Origin of the sequence: Anaerovorax sp. IOR16, from assembly GCF_017168145.1 — a bacterium.
Lineage (GTDB): Bacteria > Bacillota > Clostridia > Peptostreptococcales > Anaerovoracaceae > IOR16.
In genome coordinates, this window is sequence record NZ_JADQTL010000009.1 from 476,185 (window position 1) to 494,829 (window position 18,645).

Genomic DNA, 18,645 nt, shown 5'->3' on the forward strand with positions numbered 1-18,645 from the left:
GACTGTAGACAAGGATATCTCTATCTTTGCCTACAGTTTTTTTTACATAATGTAATACATAAAATATATGTATAAATACATGGAGGTATTTGCTTTATGATGGGTAAGAAAGATTTATTAGGTCGTGATCAATTTCAAATGGTAACCTTGAATTCTCTTGTTCCACAAGATCATATTATTCGTAAGATAGATACTGCGATTAATCTCTCTTTCATTTATGACCTTGTAAAAGATTTGTATTCTGGATGTGGGAAAAGAAAGCATCGATCCTGTTGTCTTAATTAAAATTACCCTCATTCAATATACCTTTGGTATTCGATCCATGAGACAGACCATTAAAGAAATTCAAACGAATGTAGCTTATCGATGGTATCTTGGTTATAGTTTAGAGGAAGAAATTCCTCACTTTTCTACCTTTGGTAAAAACTACTCTCGTCGGTTTCAAAATACTGACTTATTCGAACAAATCTTTCAAAGAGTCATTGCTGAAATCATGGAATATGAATTCATTAATTCAGAAAGCATTTTCATTGACGGTACACATATTAAAGCAAGTGCAAATAACCATAACAGTGAAAAAGAAACCGTTTTGGAATCCGTTAAATACTATGAAAAAGAACTAATGAAAGAAATTAACGAAGATCGCATTGAACGAGGAAAACAAGCTTGTAAAAAAAAACGGAAGCCAAAGAAAAGACAAAAGTAATCAAGAAAAGTACCGTAGATCCGGATTGCGGTGTATTTCATAAAGGAAAGCATAAGGTAGTATTTGCTTATGCTGCAAATGTAGCTTGCGATCGAAACAATTACATACTTGCTTTTCATACAAATCCAGGAAATGTACATGACTCAGTTGCATTCCCAAAGATTTATGAAAAAGTAAAAAGATATAAAGGTGTAAAAAATATTGTAATGGATTCCGGATATAAAACACCTGCAATTGCTAGAGAAATACTCAAAGATAAACGAATTCCTATCCTACCATACAAACGACCTATGACAAAAAATGGTTATTTTAAAAAACACGAATATGCTTATGATGAATACTATGATTGCTTTGTATGCCCAGAAAACCAAGTGTTAAACTATACTACAACAAATAGAGAAGGGTATCGGGAATATAAGAGTAAAGGAGAAATTTGCAAGAGTTGCCCTTCCTTATCAGAATGCACAGCAAGTAAGGACCATGTAAAAGTAGTCACACGTCATATATGGGAAAACTACATAGAGCAATGTGAGGACATTCGTCATACTCCAAAGTATCGAGATCTTTACAAACTACGGAGTCAAACCATTGAGCGAGTCTTTGCAGATGCAAAAGAAAAACATAATATGCGTTATACACAATATCGAGGGATTCAGAAGATAGAAATGGAACTGAATCTTCTTTTTGCGTCCATGAATCTAAAAAAACTAGCAACATGGATTCATAAATCTGAAAGAAGGAATCAAATGGCATAGAGATATCCTTTTATTTTTTCTTTTTTTAAAAGCTTTATAGAAAAAATAGAAAATACCTTGCAGAAATTATAAGAATATAAATTTAGCAAGGTATTTTGTCTACAGTCTGAAATGGACTCAATAAGAGTCCATTTTTTTTGATACGAACCTTTTTTTCAAAAACTAATATACATAGTATATAGTTTACAATTCATAAAGTATCAAAGTTATGAGGTAGAAAAAATGAATGCGAGAAGCAATACAATGCAAATAGAAAATGCGGTTATCAGTTCCATCTTTATTCAAAACGGAACCGGCTATGTTACCATTACTTATGATAGTGTTGAAAATGACCAAGTTACAGATGAAAATTTTTTAATTTTACTGGTGGGAAGAAATACGGTAATCAGAGATCAATTTGGACGAAGAATAGGATTAAGGAATCTAAAAGAGGATATGGTCATAAATGCCGTTTTCTCTTCTGCAATGACAAGAAGCAATCCTCCGCAAGCTAGAGCATACCGAATTAATGTTGTGAAAGAAAATGAATTTTCCATCATAGAAGAGGGTCACGTGTTAAGCGTAGAAAATTACAATGGTTTTTATTATATATTAACCGGATATGAGGATGATATTTACAGCCAAATAAGATATGTAATCAGTGAAACAACAAAGCTAAGAGGTCGATATGGAAATCGGATTTCGATAAGAGCGATAAGACCAGGTCAAATTGTACGAATTGAGCGTGCAAGCTTTCAAACAGCAAGCATACCGCCTCAGACAAATGCACTTACGGTTCAAATATTATATTAAAAGGAGGTAATCGTTTGCAAAAAAGTGTTGTTACAGTAAAAAACATGGTTTTAGAAGAAAAAATGGAATATGATGGGAATACCGTTTTGGTTTATCGAATCGAGTATCCGCAATTTTATTCAAGCTTTTATATCATGGCTTTAAATGAAATAAACCGTTTTTATAAAAGAAGAGCATTGGAATATCAGTACTATGTTACAACAGAATTGTATAATATGGCTGTGGAGCAGTATAAGTTCAATGTAGAAAATGGTTTTCCGATGAATCCATATGCCGCTTACGTGGCGTATGAAATAACATATAATAGCGGCTGCATACTTAGCCTTTATTTTGATCAGTATGCGTATATGGGCGGGGCCCACGGAAATACCATGAGATATGCACATACATTTGACTTACAGAATGGGAATAAAGTGAAATTGAGTCAGCTATTTGGTTGTTATTTAAATCATAGAACTTATATTTTGAATCAGGTTTTAGAGCAAATAAAAAAAGAACCCGAATTCTACTTTGATGATTATGAAACGCTTGTGGTAGAAACGTTTAATCCAAAGAATTTTTACTGCACGCCCGAAGGAGTCGTTGTTTATTATCTACAATATGATATAGCACCGTATTCCAGTGGTATAAGAGAATTTTTAATACCATATGGTGATTGTGTCATAGACCCTATAAAGATGTGCTCTTTTTATAATTGAGCGATCGTTGGATTTACATGCCAAAAGCTGCAGAGCTCTTTGAATTCTTCTGCGGCTTTTTTCATTGCTGCTGTTTGACTATGTTTTGTATTTTGATTTAAGACTGCTCGAATCATAATATTTTTAGCCGTATGTTCCAAGCTTGTAAATTCTATCATAGATACATCATATCCATGCTCCGATAATTTTAATGTACGTAAACTGTCAGTGAGAATTGCAGAAAAACGCTCTTTTAAAATGCCTTGTTTTAAAATTGGCATATTGATATCATTTTGAATTTGTGAAAATAGTTCGTGTTGACAGCAAGGTACGGATAAAATAACTGAAGCATTCCATGAAACGGCTTTCATTAAAGCAAAATCTGTAGCAGTATCACAAGCATGAAGTGTGACTACCATATCAGCTTTCGCAGTCTCGCGGTATTCAGCAATATCGCCCATTTGAAAAGTTAGTCCATCGTAATGTAATTGTTTAGCAATTCCATTACAAAAGTCAATAACATCTTCTTTTAAATCAAGTCCGACAATGGTAACTTTCTTTTTCAATTTAAAATTTAAGTAATAATACAGTGCAAAGGTAAGATAAGCCTTTCCGCATCCAAAGTCAATGATTTTTGGATTATCCGGTAGATAATCGATGACATCCGATATAATTTCTAAAAAACGATTGATTTGACGAAATTTATTGTAATGTTTTTGGATGACTTTGCCTTCCTTAGTCATTACACCAAGGCAAATTAAAAAGTCACATGGCTGTCCATCCGGAATTAAATATTGCTTTTCCTGGTTGTGAGAAAGCTGACTAATATCTTTTGTTTTGCTTGGTGATTTTTTTATAATTTTAAGCTTGTCTGATTTTGCAGCAAGTATTTGATAGTCTGCTTCTACACAAAATAAATTACACTGTTTGAATGTATTATTTAGTAGTTGAATACAAAAAGACTGACACTCGTTTTGTTTTAAATTTTCATGGGTTACCTTTTTTTCATAATGATATGTCGCTTGGTAGAAAAGTTGGTCGCGTAAAATAACGGGACGCAAAGTTACCTTGCGATATGGATTGGATTTTTGTCTTAGATTGCCAAAACTTATATAAATAAGCGATTCTTGAGAGATCGACTGCTCAAGTAGCTGAATAAATTTTTCCATAGATAGTTTCCTCTCTATTTAGCTTGTACTATGTCAGAAATTGATTTTTGAATTTCTTCACTAATTAATTTTGTACGTTCCTTCGTTAGGTTCTTTGTTGAAACCGGCGGCAAAATGGTTACATGCACTTCTGCCGGGTGTATCCAAAAACCATGAGCTTCCATAACTAAGTAAGAACCTTGAATAGCAATTGGGACAATAGGAACTCCGGATTTTAATGCACAACGCAGTGAACCTGGTTTAAATTCACCCACGGAGCTGCTTTTGCTTCTGGTGCCCTCCGGAAAAATAATGAGGGATTGTCCTTGCTCTAATAGCTCTTGCGCTCTTTTTAAGCATTGCAGTGATTGACGTGGGTCTTTACGGTCCATAAAGATACAGTTAAAAAAATTCATCCAAGTTCGGATAATAGGAAGTTTTTTTAGTTCTTTTTTTGCGACAATTGGCATTAAAGGACCCAGTTTGCAAAGTAAAATTGGGATATCAAAATTACCCTGATGATTCGAAACAAAGAGTGCAGGTTCATCGGGTAGATTCTCTTTTCCGGATACGGTAACGTGAACGCCGGCTGCTTTTAAAAGATTGCTTGCCCAAGTTTGGACGGTTGACTGAATAATCAAAGCGGATTTTTCTTGTTCACCATGTTTGAGCATTGCTTCCACACGTTTGGTTTTTGGAAAAATACAAACTAAATATAAAATAAAATATGAAAACCAAATGATAGTACGCATTATGTAATTTCCTTTCTGATGTAGACTCAATAAAAATATTCTAGCAGTTTTTGTTAGAAAAGTCTACCGCAGAGCCTGAAGAAGCAAAGCATCTTTTAAGCAGCCTTTATTTCAAAGTAAAATCATTGAAAAGATTCACGGAAAGGAGCTCCAAAGTATTCCGCCAGAGACAAAGAAAGATTTCGCGCAATGGAGTTGATGTTATCCTTGATCCATTGGGCATCATCAAAATTATCGTGATATGCAAGTTCTACTAAAACAGCTGGTGCTTTTGTTCGACGAAGTTCATCTAAAGTGGTTGTAGGAATGACCGTTATTAAATTTGGAAGAGGATATATGCTTTCTAAGTTTTCTGCTATTATGTCTGAAGCTCGTTGTGCACTTGGACTGTAAGCATAATGATAGACATCTGGTCCTTGCAGCATTCCCGATAAATTCTCTGGTGAAGAATTGGAGTGAAGAGCAAGGTGCAAGTCACGGTATTTTGAATTGGATAGTGCAATGACTTGAGATAAGCTGTCATTTGGATTGTTCCTGTCAAACTCAATGCCGCTTGCTCTTAAGTAAGGAACCATAGCATCTACAATCAAATTCATGTAATATTCTTCTGTTCCACCATTGATATAATTATTGTCTTCCTGAACAGAAGGACTCAAATATAGGCTTGGCATAATAAATCTCCTTTTAAAATATCTTAAAATTATTAGGGATATGGTATTGTATGAAATATTAAAAAAAATTGTGCGTTCAGTTATTTTATGCTATACTTATAAGGTTTGAAAAAACTATTTCAAAAAAAAGGAAAATTGAGGTATTTTATGTAATACAGCATTTTCTCTTAAATATAAAAAGTAGTATAGAAAGCAGGGAAATGGATGGCAAGAAAGCAAAAAATAATCAACGTTGCAGTAATCGCTCACGTTGATGCAGGAAAATCAACTCTGGTAGATGCATTTTTATCGCAGAGTGGAGTTTTTCGAGAAAATGAAGAAGTTGTAGACTGTGTCATGGATAGCAATGACATTGAAAGAGAAAGAGGCATTACGATTTATTCTAAGAATTGTTCCGTAATGCACGGAGATGTTAAAATTAATATTGTGGATACTCCGGGACATGCTGATTTTTCTTCAGAGGTTGAACGAATTATTAAGACAGTAGATACTGTAATTTTATTAGTAGATTCCAGTGAAGGCCCTATGCCGCAGACTCGTTTTGTGTTACAGAAATCATTGGAAATGGGGCTTAACCCGATTCTTTTAATCAATAAGATTGATAAAAAGGATCAAAGAGCTATTGAAGTTGTTGATATGGTTTATGAGTTGTTTATGGAGTTGGAAGCAAGCGATAAGCAATTAGACTTTCCTATTTTATATGGAGTTGCAAAGCATGGAATTGTTCAGTGTGAATTAGAGGATGAAGGTAAGGATATTTTACCGTTGTTTGATACGATTACTTCCCATGTAGAGCCATATCCGGATATGACAGAGGAATCATTACAGCTGCAAGTTTCTACGCTTGCTTATGATGATTACATTGGCCGTTTGGGTATTGGGCGTATCTATAAAGGAAAGGTTCGAAGCGGACAAACTGTTAGTGTTACAAAAGAAGACGGTACGGTTGTAAATCGTAAGATCAATCAGGTCTTTGTATATCGTGGTTTAAAACGTATGCCGGTTGAGGAAGCAGAATGTGGTGATATTGTAGTAATTTCCGGTATTTCGGACATAAGTATTGGGGAGACCATATGCAATGAAGGAAAACCAGATCCGATGCCGATGATTCACATTGAAGAACCGACTCTTTCCATGAACTTTATGGTAAATAAATCTCCATTTGCAGGACAGGTTGGAAAATTTGTAACCACAAGACATATAAAAGAACGTTTGGAAAAAGAATTGGAAGTAAATGTAGGGCTGATTGTAGAACCGTTGGATACCACAGATGGGTTTAAGGTTTCCGGAAGAGGAGAATTGCATCTCTCCATTTTAATTGAGAATATGAGACGAGAAGGCTACGAACTTGCTGTATCAAAGCCGGAAGTTATTATGCATAAAAACCAAGCAGGTAAAAAAATGGAGCCAATTGAAGAGGTAGTTATTGAAGTACCGGATGAATACTCTGGGACAGTTATTTCTAAATTAAACATGCGTAAGGGAATTATGAAGTCCATGTCCGGAAAGGATGGACGTTCTCGATTGGAGTATGCAGTTCCAACACGAGGATTGCTTGGCTATCGAAGTGAGTTTATCAATGATACCAGAGGAGAAGGGACATTTGTAAGACGATTCGATTGTTTTGAGGAATACAAGGGAGAAATTCCACAGAGAGTCAACGGTGTCGTTATTGCACAGGAAGAAGGGGTTACGACTCCTTATGCATTGAACAACATTGGGGAAAGAGCGATGATGTTTGTTGACCCAGGAGTTAAAGTATATGAAGGTATGATTGTAGGTATGAATAGCCGAAATGAGGATATGATTGTTAATCCATGCAAGGCGAAAAAAGTTTCTAATATGCGTGCTGCTGGAAATGATGATGCGATTAAGCTATCTCCCCCTAGAGTCTTTACTTTAGAGGAGGCCTTGGAATTCATTGATGATGATGAATTAGTAGAAATTACACCAACAGACATTCGTCTTCGAAAGAAGCTGTTAAAAGAACTGGAGCGCCGTAGAGCGGGAAGATAAAATTAATTAAAAACTGTAAGATAATATAAATAAAAAAAGACTGTGATCTGCTAAAATAGCTTATCACAGTCTTTTTTACAGGAAAGATTATTCCCTATCAGCTATTGATTTTTTGTAAAATATCTCGTTTTATTTCTAAGAATTCTTTTGTTGTATTAAATTCGGGATTGCACCGATTTTGGGAATTCATTAATAATTCATGTGTGATTTTCCCTGGAACACCGGACATAATGTAGATTCGATCCGAAAGTACAATGGCTTCATCAATATCATGGGTAATGAATAGAGTTGACGTCCGATGTGCAGAGATAATATTGGAAAACCAACGATGCATTGTGGTTTTTGTAATAGCATCCAGTGCACTAAAAGGCTCGTCCAATAGCATAATTTGATCGGAGAATAAGTAAGCGCGAAGAAGTGATGCACGCTGACGCATGCCTCCGGAAAGCTGAGATGGATATTTGTTTTCACATCCGCTCAATCCGAATTCTTCGAAATGTAAACTTGCTTGCTTATACGCGTTTTTTTTGGAAGTTCCTTTCAGGAAAAGAGGCATACATACATTATTTAAAATCGTTTCAAATGGTAAAAGAAGATCTTTTTGTTGCATATAACTTACTTTTCCAGAGTGACCCGTAACTGTTTCACCATAAATCTTTACTGTACCGGAATCTGGGTTTTCAAGCCCGGATAGAATGTGAAACAGTGTTGTTTTTCCAATGCCACTGACACCAAGAAGAGAAACCAGTTCTCCTTTTTTTATTTTTACACAAATATCTTCAATAATTGGTTCATTTTCATAGCTTTTGCAGATAGAAATTGCCTCTAAAGCTGCTGTATTATGTGTGTTCATAGAAAACTCCTATTATTGAGGAAGATATTCATTTGTAAAACCGGTATTTCCTAATTGAGAAGGAATTAATTTTTGTTCATACATCCAGTCATAAAATGCAGTCCAACGCTGTTCATCAAAGCTTCCCCATTTTGTTTTTTCTGCTTTGTATTCTTTTGCAAGAAACTGCTGACTCGCAGTAACCAAATCTAAGGAAAGTTCAGGCACCGCATCCACTAAAATTTGAGCAGCATCTTCTGGATTCTCAATTGCATATTCATAACCTTTAGCGGTTGCTTCCATAAATTTCTTAGCAGTCTCTGGATTTTCTTCTAAATAATCATTGTTTGCAATGATGAGTGGTGTATAAAAATCCAAGACAGGTGTTTCATCACTGAATTTAATAAAATTATAATCAACGTTGGCTAATTTTGCAGAAACAACGTCCCAAGCTTCGTAAACCCATACAACATCAATATCACCTGACTGGATTAAGGAAACTGCATCCGTAGCTGGTGCAGGTACGGTTTTGAGTTTGCTATAGTCACAACCGGCATCCGTCATTGTTTGCTTCATAATTGCTAGCTCAGTAGCACCTTCCCAAGATGCATAGATTTTACCTTCAAGCTTGGAAAAATCATCAATTTCTTTATTCTTTGCGGAAATTAAGCCTGAAGTATTATGATCGATAATGGAAGCCACTGCAGTAATTGGCAATGGATTTTCTAAGGTAAGCTCTGTACCTAAAGCTTCTTGTACATCGACTCCAAACTGTGCTTTGCCGCTGGCAACCAAACTGGATGCACCGCTTTCTGGTGGTGCGACAATTTCAACATCCAATCCCAGATCTTTATAATATCCTTTTGCTTGTGCAACATATACGCCGGTATGGTTGGTATTTGGAGACCATTCCAATACAAATGTAATCTTTTCCAGATTTTCAGCAGTGTTTTCAACTTGATTCTTTGTTCCACAAGAAGTCAATGCTAAAAGCAATGATAGGATTAAAACAAGTATTGTTTGTTTTTTTATTTTATAAAATTTCATTTTTATTCTTCTCCTTTGTTTAAGTATTTCCAAGGCATTGATTTTTTTTCAATGATATCCACCAGCTTCATTACAATTAAACTTACGATGCTGATTAAAAAAATAACGGCAAACATTTTATCAAATGCATAAGATTTTCGTACGCGTGTCATATATACACCAAGGCCTTGCATTCCTCCGAGCCATTCGGAAATGACAGCTCCGACAACCGCGTAGGTAGCGGCAACGCGGAGACCTGCAAAAAAGGATTCTCTTGCTGATTTCAATTTAACACGAAGTAAGATTTGCAGAGGGCTTGCTCCCATACTTTCCATTAAACGGATTAAATCAGGATCGACTGCACGTAATCCACTTAAAGTATTGATTACAATCGGAAAGAAACAAGTAATAAAAATCAAAGTGATTTTCGGAGCAATACCAAAACCCATCCAAAGTACCAGCAAAGGGGCAATTGCAATAGTTGGAATCGTTTGTGTTAATATGATAACCGGATGAACTGCTTTGTATAATATAGAAAATCGATCCATGATTACCGCAATGAGAACTCCAAAGATGACACTAAGAAAGAGTCCAATGACAGCCTCTTGAAAGGTTGTAATGGAATGCTGCATTAGAAGCGGAAAATCTGTGATCAAGGCTTTCACCACACTTCCTGGGGATGGAAGCATAAAAGCTGGAACCAATTTCATCTTGCAAATCATCTCCCATAAAAGAAGGAGCAATGCAAGAAACGAAAGCGGATATAGCTTATTGGTGATGCTTTGTAACTTTTTTGTCAATGCTCCATACCCCCGCATTTGGATTGTAGAAAATTTTTACGTAAGAGGCAACGCTTGGCGCACCTTCTCGAATGCAAATAAGCTGACACTCCTTCACAATATTTATTAGGGTTTCATAATCTCCCTCTATGGTCGTTTCAAATGGTCCGACATAGGTATTTAAACCGGTAGACTTAATGTAGTCAATTACTTTGTCCACAACACGAATAACTTCCTCGCCTTCGACATCAGGTAGCACTTGGATTGCAATACTTGCTTCTGGTTGATTCATAATGATTTACTCCTTTATTATTTTATTTGATTTATCTAATGCGTAAAAAAAATTGCGTAGGTAAACCTACGCAGAAGAATATAACAATATGTTCCTACGTTGGCATTATCCAAATCAGGTTTTGGGTCAGAAACCAATCAGTTTCACTCTCAGCCGGATTCATCCAGCTCCCCATTGTAATGTATTTGCATCATAAATAGGATAGACTTGATACGTGCAAAAGTCAACCTTTTATAGCAGAGTAAATTATATATATTTTGAAATACCATAGATATTTATCAGAAAGTGCATTTTATAGAGAAATCTGGTACAATAATGATTGAAAGAGCATGTTTTCGAGAGTGTGAAAAAGGAGTTAATTGCATGAAAACAGCAGAATTTCATTTTGTAGATATGGATCATTATGAAAGACGAGAGCATTTTGAGTATTATACAAAATTAGTGCGTACCAATTACAATCTAACGGCAAACATTGATCTTACTGCATTGCATAAAAGGATAAAAGAGAAAGAGATTCGATTTTATCCTACCTTTATATTTGCCATAATAAAGGGCATCAATCAGAATAAGGAATTTCGAATGCAGGTAGATCAATCAGGTAGATTGGGGTATTGGGATTTTTTGCATCCGTCGTATACTATTTTTCACGAGGATGATCATACCTTTTCCGATATATGGACAGAGTTTAATCCGAAGTTTACTGTTTTTTATAAAAATGCTTTGGAGGATATAGTGCGGTATAAAGAGGTAAAAGGGGTAAAGGCAAAGCCGAATAAGCTACAAAATTTTTGTCCCATTTCGGGCGTTCCGTGGCTTCATTTTAGTAATTACAGCTGCGATACTTTTTCAGAGCCGCATATGTATTTTCCAGTTATAAGTTTTGGGAAATATATAGAAAAGGAAGGGAAAATAGAGATTCCACTTTCTATTTTTGTAAATCATGCCGTGGCAGACGGGTATCATTCATGCAAATTACTCAATGACATACAGAATATCGTGCAGAAAGCAGAGGAGTGGATTTAAATGAATCGAATTTTAAAATTACAAAGTGCACTTTTACGTGTAATAGAAGAACAAGAAGGAAAGGTGGAAGAGCGAGATCAGAGCTTAGATTGGGAGCGCGTTCATATGGCAAGCTGTGCTCGATTGGGCTTTTTAATGGCAGAAGAAAAAGGACAAGACCCGGAGCTTGCAGCTTGCGCCTGCAGTGTGCATGATTTTGGACGTATATTAACCGGAAAGCAAAAAGGGCATGCAGAAAAAGGGTATCATCCTGTAAAAGATTTTTTGGACAAGTTAGAACTTTTTACAAAAGAAGAAATTGAAATAATCTCTCTTGCAGTAAAAAATCATAGCAGAAAATCTAAAATAGGAAGTTGGATTGAAGAAATTGTAAAGGATGCTGATGTGGTCGATTGCTATCAGTATGGAATACCCTTTGTAAGAGATGCACAGCAAATGCGTTATGAAGAATATATAAAAAGAAATCAACCTGAGGAAGAAGAATAAAAAATATACGAATGTTTAAACAGGTGTCTGTTTTTAACGTTCGTCATTTTGTCCAAAAACTGGTTTTTTTGTAGGAATTTATTCCGAAATTTTGAGAAAGCTATTTACGAGATGGATGTTCATTCATTATAATATAGATGTGGTTCACAGAAAGAAAGGTGGCAAAAAATGCAGCTTTTAAAAGATAGAATATTACAGGATGGAGTCGGAATTGGTACAGAGATATTGAAGGTTGACTCTTTTTTAAATCATCAGATCGATGTCGAACTTTTAGATCAAATTGGAAAAGAATTTAAACGATTGTTTGGAGACCAAAATGTAAATAAAATTTTGACGATTGAGGCATCTGGAATCGCAATTGCTTGTATTACTGCAATGCATTTTGGAAATGTACCGGTAGTATTTGCAAAAAAAGCAGCACCAAATACTATGACTGATGAATTTTATGGATCTGAAGTAAAATCCTTTACAAAGGGAACTGTATCCGTTGCCAGAGTCGCAAAAAAGTATTTAAAAAAGGGTGATCGTGTACTTATTTTAGATGATTTCTTGGCACATGGCGAAGCAGCATTTGGTATGGCTGATTTGGTTAAACAAGCTGGCGGTGAAGTAATTGGACTTGGAGCAGTCATCGAAAAGCAATTTCAAGGCGGCGGTGAAAAACTGAGAAAAAAAGGCTATCGTGTTGAATCCCTAGCGGTTATAAAGTCCATCAAGGACGATAACATAGAATTTCTATAATAGAAATGATGAAATAACAAAGGATAAGAAAAGAAGGAGAATGAACATGAAAAGAATTTTGGCAGTATTAATGGTACTTGTGCTTGTAATGGGCGCATTTGCTGGCTGTGGCGGAGCAACAGAAGAAGAAGAAACTGATGCATTGACCGTAGGCTTCATTTATGTTGGACCGGCAAGCGATGGCGGTTTCTCTGAAGCACAGGACAATGGCAGACAGGCTTTGGAAGATCACTTTAAGGAAAAAGTAAAAACATTAAAGGTAGAAAGTGTTGCAGAAGAATCTCAGGCTGTAAAAAATGCGGCAATTAACCTGATGGATCAAGGTGCAACGGTAATCGTAGCAACTAGTTTTGGTTTCATGAATCCAATTGAAGAATTAGCTAAGGAATATACGGACATTAAGTTCCTTCACTTCTCCGGAAATAAAATGAACGATACAAACTTTGGAAATTATTTCGGTGCAATGGAACAGCCTAGATATCTTTCCGGTATTATTGCAGGTATGACAACAAAGAGCAATAAGCTTGGATACGTTGCAGCTTTCCCTTATACCGAATTGATCATTGGAATTAATGCCTTTACATTGGGAGCACAGTCTGTAAACCCAGATGTAGAAGTAAAGGTAATTTATACTCAAAACTGGCATGATCCTGCTCAAGAAAAAGCAGCTGCAGAAGCATTGTTAGATCAAGGCTGTGATGTAATTGCACAACATTGTGATACAGCAGGTCCTCAGATTGCTGCAGAAACAGCCAATGCATTTGCAATCGGTTACAACATGGACAGCAGTTCTGCTGCACCTGGAGCTTATTTAACAGCACCAGTATGGAATCATGGAGCATACTATATTGAGCAAATTCAGAAAATTATGGATGGAACTTGGGCTCCGGAATCTTATTATGGCACTATGGCAGATGGTTATGTACAACTTGCTCCAATGACTGAAAATGTATCCGCAGAAGCAAAAGCGAAAGTAGAAGAGGTTCAGGCTAAGATTGAATCTGGCGAATTTAACGTTTTCTCTGCAGGAGATAAGGATGTATTATACAATGATGGCAGTGTTATGATTCCAGCGGGTACTTCCTTGGATCGCGATGCAATTTGGGGTATTTCCAATCCTGATTCTGCTATGGTTACGCTTGTAAAAGGTGCAACCGGACAATAATAAAAACAAAAATATTTGTTGCTAGAGTAGACACATCGGAGGGCTTTTTATGAAGCAAGAAATCGCAATTCAAATGCGAGATATTTCGAAAACGTTTGGTGACGTAAAAGCAAACGAAGATGTGAACCTAACTGTATATGAAGGAGAAGTACATGCGCTGCTTGGTGAAAATGGAGCAGGGAAGAGTACTTTAATGAACATGCTGTCGGGAATTTATACCCCCGACAGCGGTTCTATTTCTATCCATGGGAAGCAGGTTCACTTTACATCGCCAAAGGATTCTATTGCGCTGGGGATCGGTATGATTCATCAGCATTTTAAATTGGTAGAAGTTTTAAGTGCAAAGGAAAACATCATCTTAGGTGAAAAAGGTGGCTTTTTTACAAAGGGAAAAGAATTAAGTAAGAAAATCAGACAGATTTCTGATCACTATGGACTTGACATTGATCCGGAAAAAAAGGTATATGAAATGTCCGTAGGAGAAAAGCAGACACTGGAAATCATTAAGGTGCTCTATCGGGGAGCAAAAATATTAATTATGGATGAACCAACAGCTGTTTTGACACCACAGGAAATCAAACGGCTATTTCAGATTATCCGAAATATGAGAGACAAAGGCTGTGCGGTTGTTATCATTACGCATAAGCTGAATGAGGTAATGGAAATCAGTGATCGCATTACCGTTTTGCGAAAAGGTAAGTCAGTGGAAACCGTAGAAACCTCAAAAGTAGAGGTTCCGAATTTAATTGAAATGATGGTAGGAAAAAAAGTAAGTCTTTCCATCGAAAAGAAAAACATAGAAAATAAGAGAGTCCTGTTGGAGGTAGACAACCTGCGTGTTATCAATCAAGAAAAGAAGAACGCATTGGATGAAGTAACATTTTCTTTATACAGTGGTGAAATTCTAGGCGTTGCGGGTGTTGCCGGAAGCGGTCAGAAAGAGCTTTGTGAAACTCTTGCAGGACTTGTTAAATCAGATAAAGGACGTATTTTCTTTGAAGGTGATAATATCGTAGGAAAAACACCTCGAGATATCATTCAGCTAGGAATTCGTATGGGATTTATTCCTGAGGATCGTTTGGGAATGGGTCTTGTCGGAACGATGGATATCGTTCACAATATAATTTTAAAGGATTATCAAACACAACCCGGTTTCTTTTTAAAACGGGAAGATAGTACGGCAAAAGCAAATGAGATTGTGGAACGCTTGGACATTCAAACACCAAGTATTTATACAGAAGTAAAAAAGCTTTCTGGAGGAAACATCCAAAAGGTTCTTTTGGGAAGAGAAATTGACTCTGAGCCAAAGGTACTGATTACTGCTTATGCAGTACGTGGGCTCGACATAGGTGCATCCTATAAGATTTATGATTTATTGAACGAACAAAAAGAAAAAGGTGTTGGAGTACTTTTCATCGGTGAAGACTTGGATGTTTTGATGGAGCTTTGTGATCGTGTTATGGTACTTTGCAACGGGAAAATTACAGGTATTGTAAATACCGACGAAGTAACAAAAGAAGAAGTCGGTTTGCTTATGACCGGTGGTTCTTTGGAAAAGGAGGCAGCTCATGTTAAAAGTAAATAAAAGAGCGGAGCTTCCAAAAGATAGAGAAGCGATCATACGGGTTGGCGCTATTTTATGTTCGATTGTTTGCGCAGGAATTGTACTTGCTGTTATGGGATTTAATCCAATTCAAGTATTTCGTGAAATTATATTAGGTGCATTTGGCACGCAGATGAGAATACAGCAAACTGTGGTAAAAGCAATTCCTTTAGTAGTAACTTCATTGGGTATTTTAGTTGCATTTAAAATGAAGTTTTGGAACATCGGCGGCGAAGGTCAGATTATGATGGGTGCATTTGGAGCAGCTTTGGTAGCATTAAACCTGCCAAGTACACTTCCAATGCCGGTTATGCTTTTATGCATGGCAATTGTAGCGATTGTATTTGGTGGTATATGGGCGTTTATTCCGGCTTATTTTAAAGCCAAGTTCAATACAAATGAAACCATTTTTACTTTGATGATGAATTACATTGCAATTAAATGGGTGACTTATTTGCAGTTTGGTCCTTGGAAGGATCCCGCTTCGCAGGGCTTCCCTCGAATTGCAACCTTTTCGGATAATGCAGTCATGCCAAAGCTGTTTGGTATACACATTGGATGGATCATCGCATTAGCTCTTGTTGCAATTATTTATGTATTTATTAATCATACAAAAAAAGGATATGAAATTACGGTTGTTGGTGAAAGCTTGGAAACGGCACGTTATGCTGGTATGAATATTAATTCCATTATCATCACAGCGATGTTGATTTCAGGCGGACTTTGCGGACTAACTGGTATGATTCAGGCATCGGCAATCGAAAAAACATTAACAGCAAATATTTCTAACAACTATGGATTTACTGCAATTATAACAACTTGGCTTTCTCGTTTATCTGCACCGATTATTTTAGTGGTTTGTATTGTCTTTGCAGGGTTACTGCAGGGAGGTGCCTATCTACAGATTGCGATGCAGGTTCCGGCTTCGGTAGCGGATATGATTCAGGGTATTATATTATTTTTCGTTTTAGGAAGCGAATTTTTCTTGCAATATAAGGTATCCTTTGCCAAATCAGAAAAGACGACAATTAAGGAGGTGGCATAATATGATGGTATCATTTTTAATCGCTGCGGTTGGCGCAGCTATGCCACTGCTTTACGCAACAATGGGGGAACTGATTACTGAAAAAGCAGGAAATCTCAACCTTGGTGTAGAAGGTATGATGCTGATGGGAGCTGTCATGGGCTTTTCCGTAGGACTTCATACAGGAAATCCTTATTTGGCTTTATTGGCAAGTCTGATTGCGGGTGCGATAGGAGCGGCAATTTATGCGGTTCTTACGGTTTCTTTAATGTCAAATCAAGTAGTAACCGGTCTTACTCTTACGATTTTCGGAACCGGATTTTCCAGCTTTGTGGGAGAGGGCTTTATGGGAACAGCAGCACCTGCTGGCATCAAAGCATTATCTACAAAGATTGCCATTCCTGGACTTTATCAGATTCCGGTCTTGGGGCCAATTTTGTTTCATCAAGATATTTTAGTTTACACCGGATATATTATGGTTATCATCGTAGCTATTTATCTGAATAAAACCAAGATGGGATTAAATTTACGTGCAGTTGGTGAAAATGCAGCAGCAGCCGATGCTTCCGGCATCAATGTATCTTTTTATAAATATGCACACATCATCGTCGGAGGAGCAATGTGTGGCTTAGGCGGTGCTTATATGTCCTTAGTTACTGTCCCAGTTTGGCAAGCAAATGTAGTAGCAGGCAGAGGCTGGATTGCGGTTGCTTTGGTTATTTTTGCGTCTTGGAAGCCTTGGAAAGCACTTGTAGGCGCTTTTGTATTCGGTGGTCTAAATATTCTGGGATTGCGTTTGCAAAGTATGGGAATCCATATTTCACAGTATTTGGTTGATATGCTTCCTTATGCAGCAACCATCTTAATTGTAATTATCAGTACAAGGAAAAATCGAAAAGAAGATATGAATCCTGCGGATTTAGGTGTATCTTATTTCCGAGAAGAACGTTAAAATAAAAAAGAATTACTTCTCTTTCTAAAATAATTTTTGGAAAGCAGTAAAATAGTTTTAATTTTTTTGATAAAATTTATATAATTCAAAAATAATTTTTGAATTATCCTTGATTAATTTAAATTATCATATTATACTTAGATAACTGATATAAATCTTATCGGATATGGATTGATTCATTTTTGATAACACTTCTTTGATTTATTTAGAGAGATGTTTGTGATTTTGAAATTCCAAATAAAGCAAAGGAGGTTAGTATTATGGCTGACAAAACAATTACGTGTAAAGACTGCGGAGCAGAATTCATTTTCAGTGAAAATGAACAGGCGTTCTATAAAGAAAAGGGATTTGAAAATGAACCACAAAGATGCCCTACTTGCAGAAGAGAAAGAAAACAACAAAAAAATAGAAGACCGAATGGAAATAGATACTAATTGTAATGTTTATTTCAAGCATAAAAGTGGATTTGATAATCCACTTTTATTTATCTAATAGGAAATATCATTAGATTTTCTCTATTAGATAAATAGGGAAATGCAGAGGGGCGGAAGCCTCTTTGTCCATAAAGGAGGCGCTCAGCGAATGAAATGAGCACCAAAGGGAGCCGTGGGTTCCATAGTGGAGTGGCGAGGCCACTTTTATTTATATGAAAAATTATATTGGAGGTGTTTGGTATTAGCTATAAAAAAAATGAATTACAAATTAACAATGAAATAAATGATAAAGAAATTAGGCTTATTGACGCAGATGGTACTATGCTAGGGATAGTATCTATTTCAGAGGCATTGGAATTAGCATTTCAAAAGGATTTGGATTTAGTAAAAATTTCTCCGAATGCAGTGCCGCCTATATGTAAAATAGCTGATTATAATAAAACGATGTATGAAAAGGCTAAAAAAAAGAAAGAGGCAAGGAAAAGTCAAAAGATTGTTGTGCTTAAGGAAGTAAGATTATCTGTTAAAATAGGAGAGAATGATTTAAATCTTAAAAGCAAAAATGCCCATAAATTTTTATTAGAAGGGAATAAAGTAAAGGTAAGTATTCGCTTTAAGGGCAGGCAACAGAAATATAAAGAGGATGGGATAGAGGTGCTTACAAAATTTGCTGATACGTTAACGGAAGTTGGGGATATTGAGAAGGCTCCTTCTCTTGAAGGAAGAACCATGATTATGATTGTAAGTCCAAAAAAGAAATAAAACCCATTG

At 36.2% G+C, this 18,645-nt stretch carries 19 protein-coding genes, 1 pseudogene and 1 riboswitch; of the genes and pseudogenes, 13 read left to right on the forward strand and 7 right to left on the reverse strand.

Annotated features, from left to right (window positions below):
* Positions 1–96: 96 nt before the first annotated feature.
* The 3 genes and pseudogenes from I2490_RS05805 to I2490_RS05815 all read left to right on the forward strand — a co-directional run bounded on the left by I2490_RS05805 (position 97) and on the right by I2490_RS05815 (position 2,951).
* Positions 97–1,461 (forward strand): annotated as a pseudogene (locus tag I2490_RS05805) (IS1182 family transposase).
* A gap of 222 nt (positions 1,462–1,683) precedes the next feature.
* Entirely contained in the window at positions 1,684–2,253 is a 570-nt protein-coding gene (locus tag I2490_RS05810; RefSeq protein WP_245157097.1) for a hypothetical protein, read from the forward strand.
* A gap of 14 nt (positions 2,254–2,267) precedes the next feature.
* Positions 2,268–2,951 carry a DUF3298 and DUF4163 domain-containing protein gene (locus I2490_RS05815; RefSeq protein WP_206458825.1) on the forward strand — a complete coding sequence of 228 codons (684 nt, stop codon included), beginning with the start codon at positions 2,268–2,270 and terminating at the stop codon, positions 2,949–2,951.
* On the opposite strand, the gene I2490_RS05820 is transcribed toward I2490_RS05815, so the two are convergent.
* From I2490_RS05820 to I2490_RS05830, 3 genes are all read right to left on the reverse strand, one after another.
* A complete protein-coding gene (locus I2490_RS05820; RefSeq protein WP_206458826.1) occupies positions 2,942–4,099 on the reverse strand; it encodes a class I SAM-dependent methyltransferase in 1,158 nt (385 codons plus the stop codon). The two genes, I2490_RS05815 and I2490_RS05820, sit on opposite strands and share 10 nt — an antisense overlap.
* Before the next feature lie 14 nt (positions 4,100–4,113).
* Positions 4,114–4,830, reverse strand: a complete 717-nt coding sequence (locus I2490_RS05825) for a lysophospholipid acyltransferase family protein (protein WP_209010580.1) — start codon at positions 4,828–4,830, stop codon at positions 4,114–4,116.
* A gap of 122 nt (positions 4,831–4,952) precedes the next feature.
* The gene (locus I2490_RS05830; RefSeq protein ID WP_206458827.1) at positions 4,953–5,501 is read right to left on the reverse strand and encodes an N-acetylmuramoyl-L-alanine amidase family protein; all 549 of its coding nucleotides are present in this window, start codon (positions 5,499–5,501) and stop codon (positions 4,953–4,955) included.
* A 204-nt stretch (positions 5,502–5,705) separates the two neighbouring features.
* Here I2490_RS05830 and typA point away from each other — a divergent pair, with 204 nt between their 5' ends.
* On the forward strand, positions 5,706–7,517 hold the full coding sequence (gene typA / locus I2490_RS05835; RefSeq protein ID WP_206458828.1) for a translational GTPase TypA: 1,812 nt from the start codon (positions 5,706–5,708) through the stop codon (positions 7,515–7,517).
* A gap of 97 nt (positions 7,518–7,614) precedes the next feature.
* Here the strand turns inward: typA and I2490_RS05840 are convergent, their stop codons facing one another.
* Genes I2490_RS05840 through I2490_RS05855 form a run of 4 tightly spaced genes read right to left on the reverse strand, consistent with a single transcriptional unit; the run spans position 7,615 to position 10,446 of the window.
* Positions 7,615–8,370, reverse strand: coding sequence for an ABC transporter ATP-binding protein (locus tag I2490_RS05840; RefSeq protein WP_206458829.1), 756 nt, complete (start codon positions 8,368–8,370; stop codon positions 7,615–7,617).
* A gap of 12 nt (positions 8,371–8,382) precedes the next feature.
* Entirely contained in the window at positions 8,383–9,396 is a 1,014-nt protein-coding gene (locus tag I2490_RS05845; RefSeq protein ID WP_209010581.1) for an ABC transporter substrate-binding protein, read from the reverse strand.
* Between the two features lie 2 nt (positions 9,397–9,398).
* Positions 9,399–10,175: an ABC transporter permease gene (locus I2490_RS05850; RefSeq protein WP_206458830.1), complete on the reverse strand. Its 777-nt coding sequence runs from the start codon at positions 10,173–10,175 to the stop codon at positions 9,399–9,401.
* Entirely contained in the window at positions 10,144–10,446 is a 303-nt protein-coding gene (locus I2490_RS05855) for a thiamine-binding protein (RefSeq protein ID WP_206458831.1), read from the reverse strand. The genes I2490_RS05850 and I2490_RS05855 overlap by 32 nt, the downstream gene beginning before the upstream one ends.
* A 73-nt stretch (positions 10,447–10,519) precedes the next feature.
* A riboswitch (TPP riboswitch) is annotated at positions 10,520–10,630 on the reverse strand.
* Positions 10,631–10,809: 179 nt separating this feature from the next.
* Between I2490_RS05855 and I2490_RS05860 the strand changes: the two genes are divergently transcribed.
* The 9 genes from I2490_RS05860 (at position 10,810) to infC (ending at position 18,636) form a co-directional block, all read left to right on the forward strand.
* On the forward strand, positions 10,810–11,469 hold the full coding sequence (locus tag I2490_RS05860; protein ID WP_206458832.1) for a chloramphenicol acetyltransferase: 660 nt from the start codon (positions 10,810–10,812) through the stop codon (positions 11,467–11,469).
* Entirely contained in the window at positions 11,470–11,955 is a 486-nt protein-coding gene (locus I2490_RS05865) for an HD domain-containing protein (protein WP_206458833.1), read from the forward strand.
* 168 nt (positions 11,956–12,123) lie between these two features.
* Positions 12,124–12,696, forward strand: coding sequence for a xanthine phosphoribosyltransferase (locus I2490_RS05870; RefSeq protein ID WP_206458834.1), 573 nt, complete (start codon positions 12,124–12,126; stop codon positions 12,694–12,696).
* Positions 12,697–12,742: 46 nt separating this feature from the next.
* Positions 12,743–13,861: a BMP family ABC transporter substrate-binding protein gene (locus tag I2490_RS05875; RefSeq protein WP_206458835.1), complete on the forward strand. Its 1,119-nt coding sequence runs from the start codon at positions 12,743–12,745 to the stop codon at positions 13,859–13,861.
* 49 nt (positions 13,862–13,910) lie between these two features.
* Positions 13,911–15,446 (forward strand): ABC transporter ATP-binding protein, encoded by a 1,536-nt coding sequence (locus I2490_RS05880; protein ID WP_206458836.1) that lies wholly within the window; start codon positions 13,911–13,913, stop codon positions 15,444–15,446.
* The gene (locus I2490_RS05885) at positions 15,430–16,509 is read left to right on the forward strand and encodes an ABC transporter permease (protein ID WP_206458837.1); all 1,080 of its coding nucleotides are present in this window, start codon (positions 15,430–15,432) and stop codon (positions 16,507–16,509) included. The genes I2490_RS05880 and I2490_RS05885 overlap by 17 nt, the downstream gene beginning before the upstream one ends.
* A gap of 1 nt (position 16,510) precedes the next feature.
* Complete coding sequence (locus I2490_RS05890; protein ID WP_206458838.1) at positions 16,511–17,440, forward strand: ABC transporter permease; 930 nt, start codon at positions 16,511–16,513, stop codon at positions 17,438–17,440.
* 260 nt (positions 17,441–17,700) lie between these two features.
* Positions 17,701–17,874, forward strand: coding sequence for a zinc-ribbon domain-containing protein (locus I2490_RS05895; RefSeq protein ID WP_206458839.1), 174 nt, complete (start codon positions 17,701–17,703; stop codon positions 17,872–17,874).
* 231 nt (positions 17,875–18,105) lie between these two features.
* Positions 18,106–18,636, forward strand: coding sequence for a translation initiation factor IF-3 (gene infC / locus I2490_RS05900; RefSeq protein WP_330634622.1), 531 nt, complete (start codon positions 18,106–18,108; stop codon positions 18,634–18,636).
* Positions 18,637–18,645: the final 9 nt, after the last annotated feature.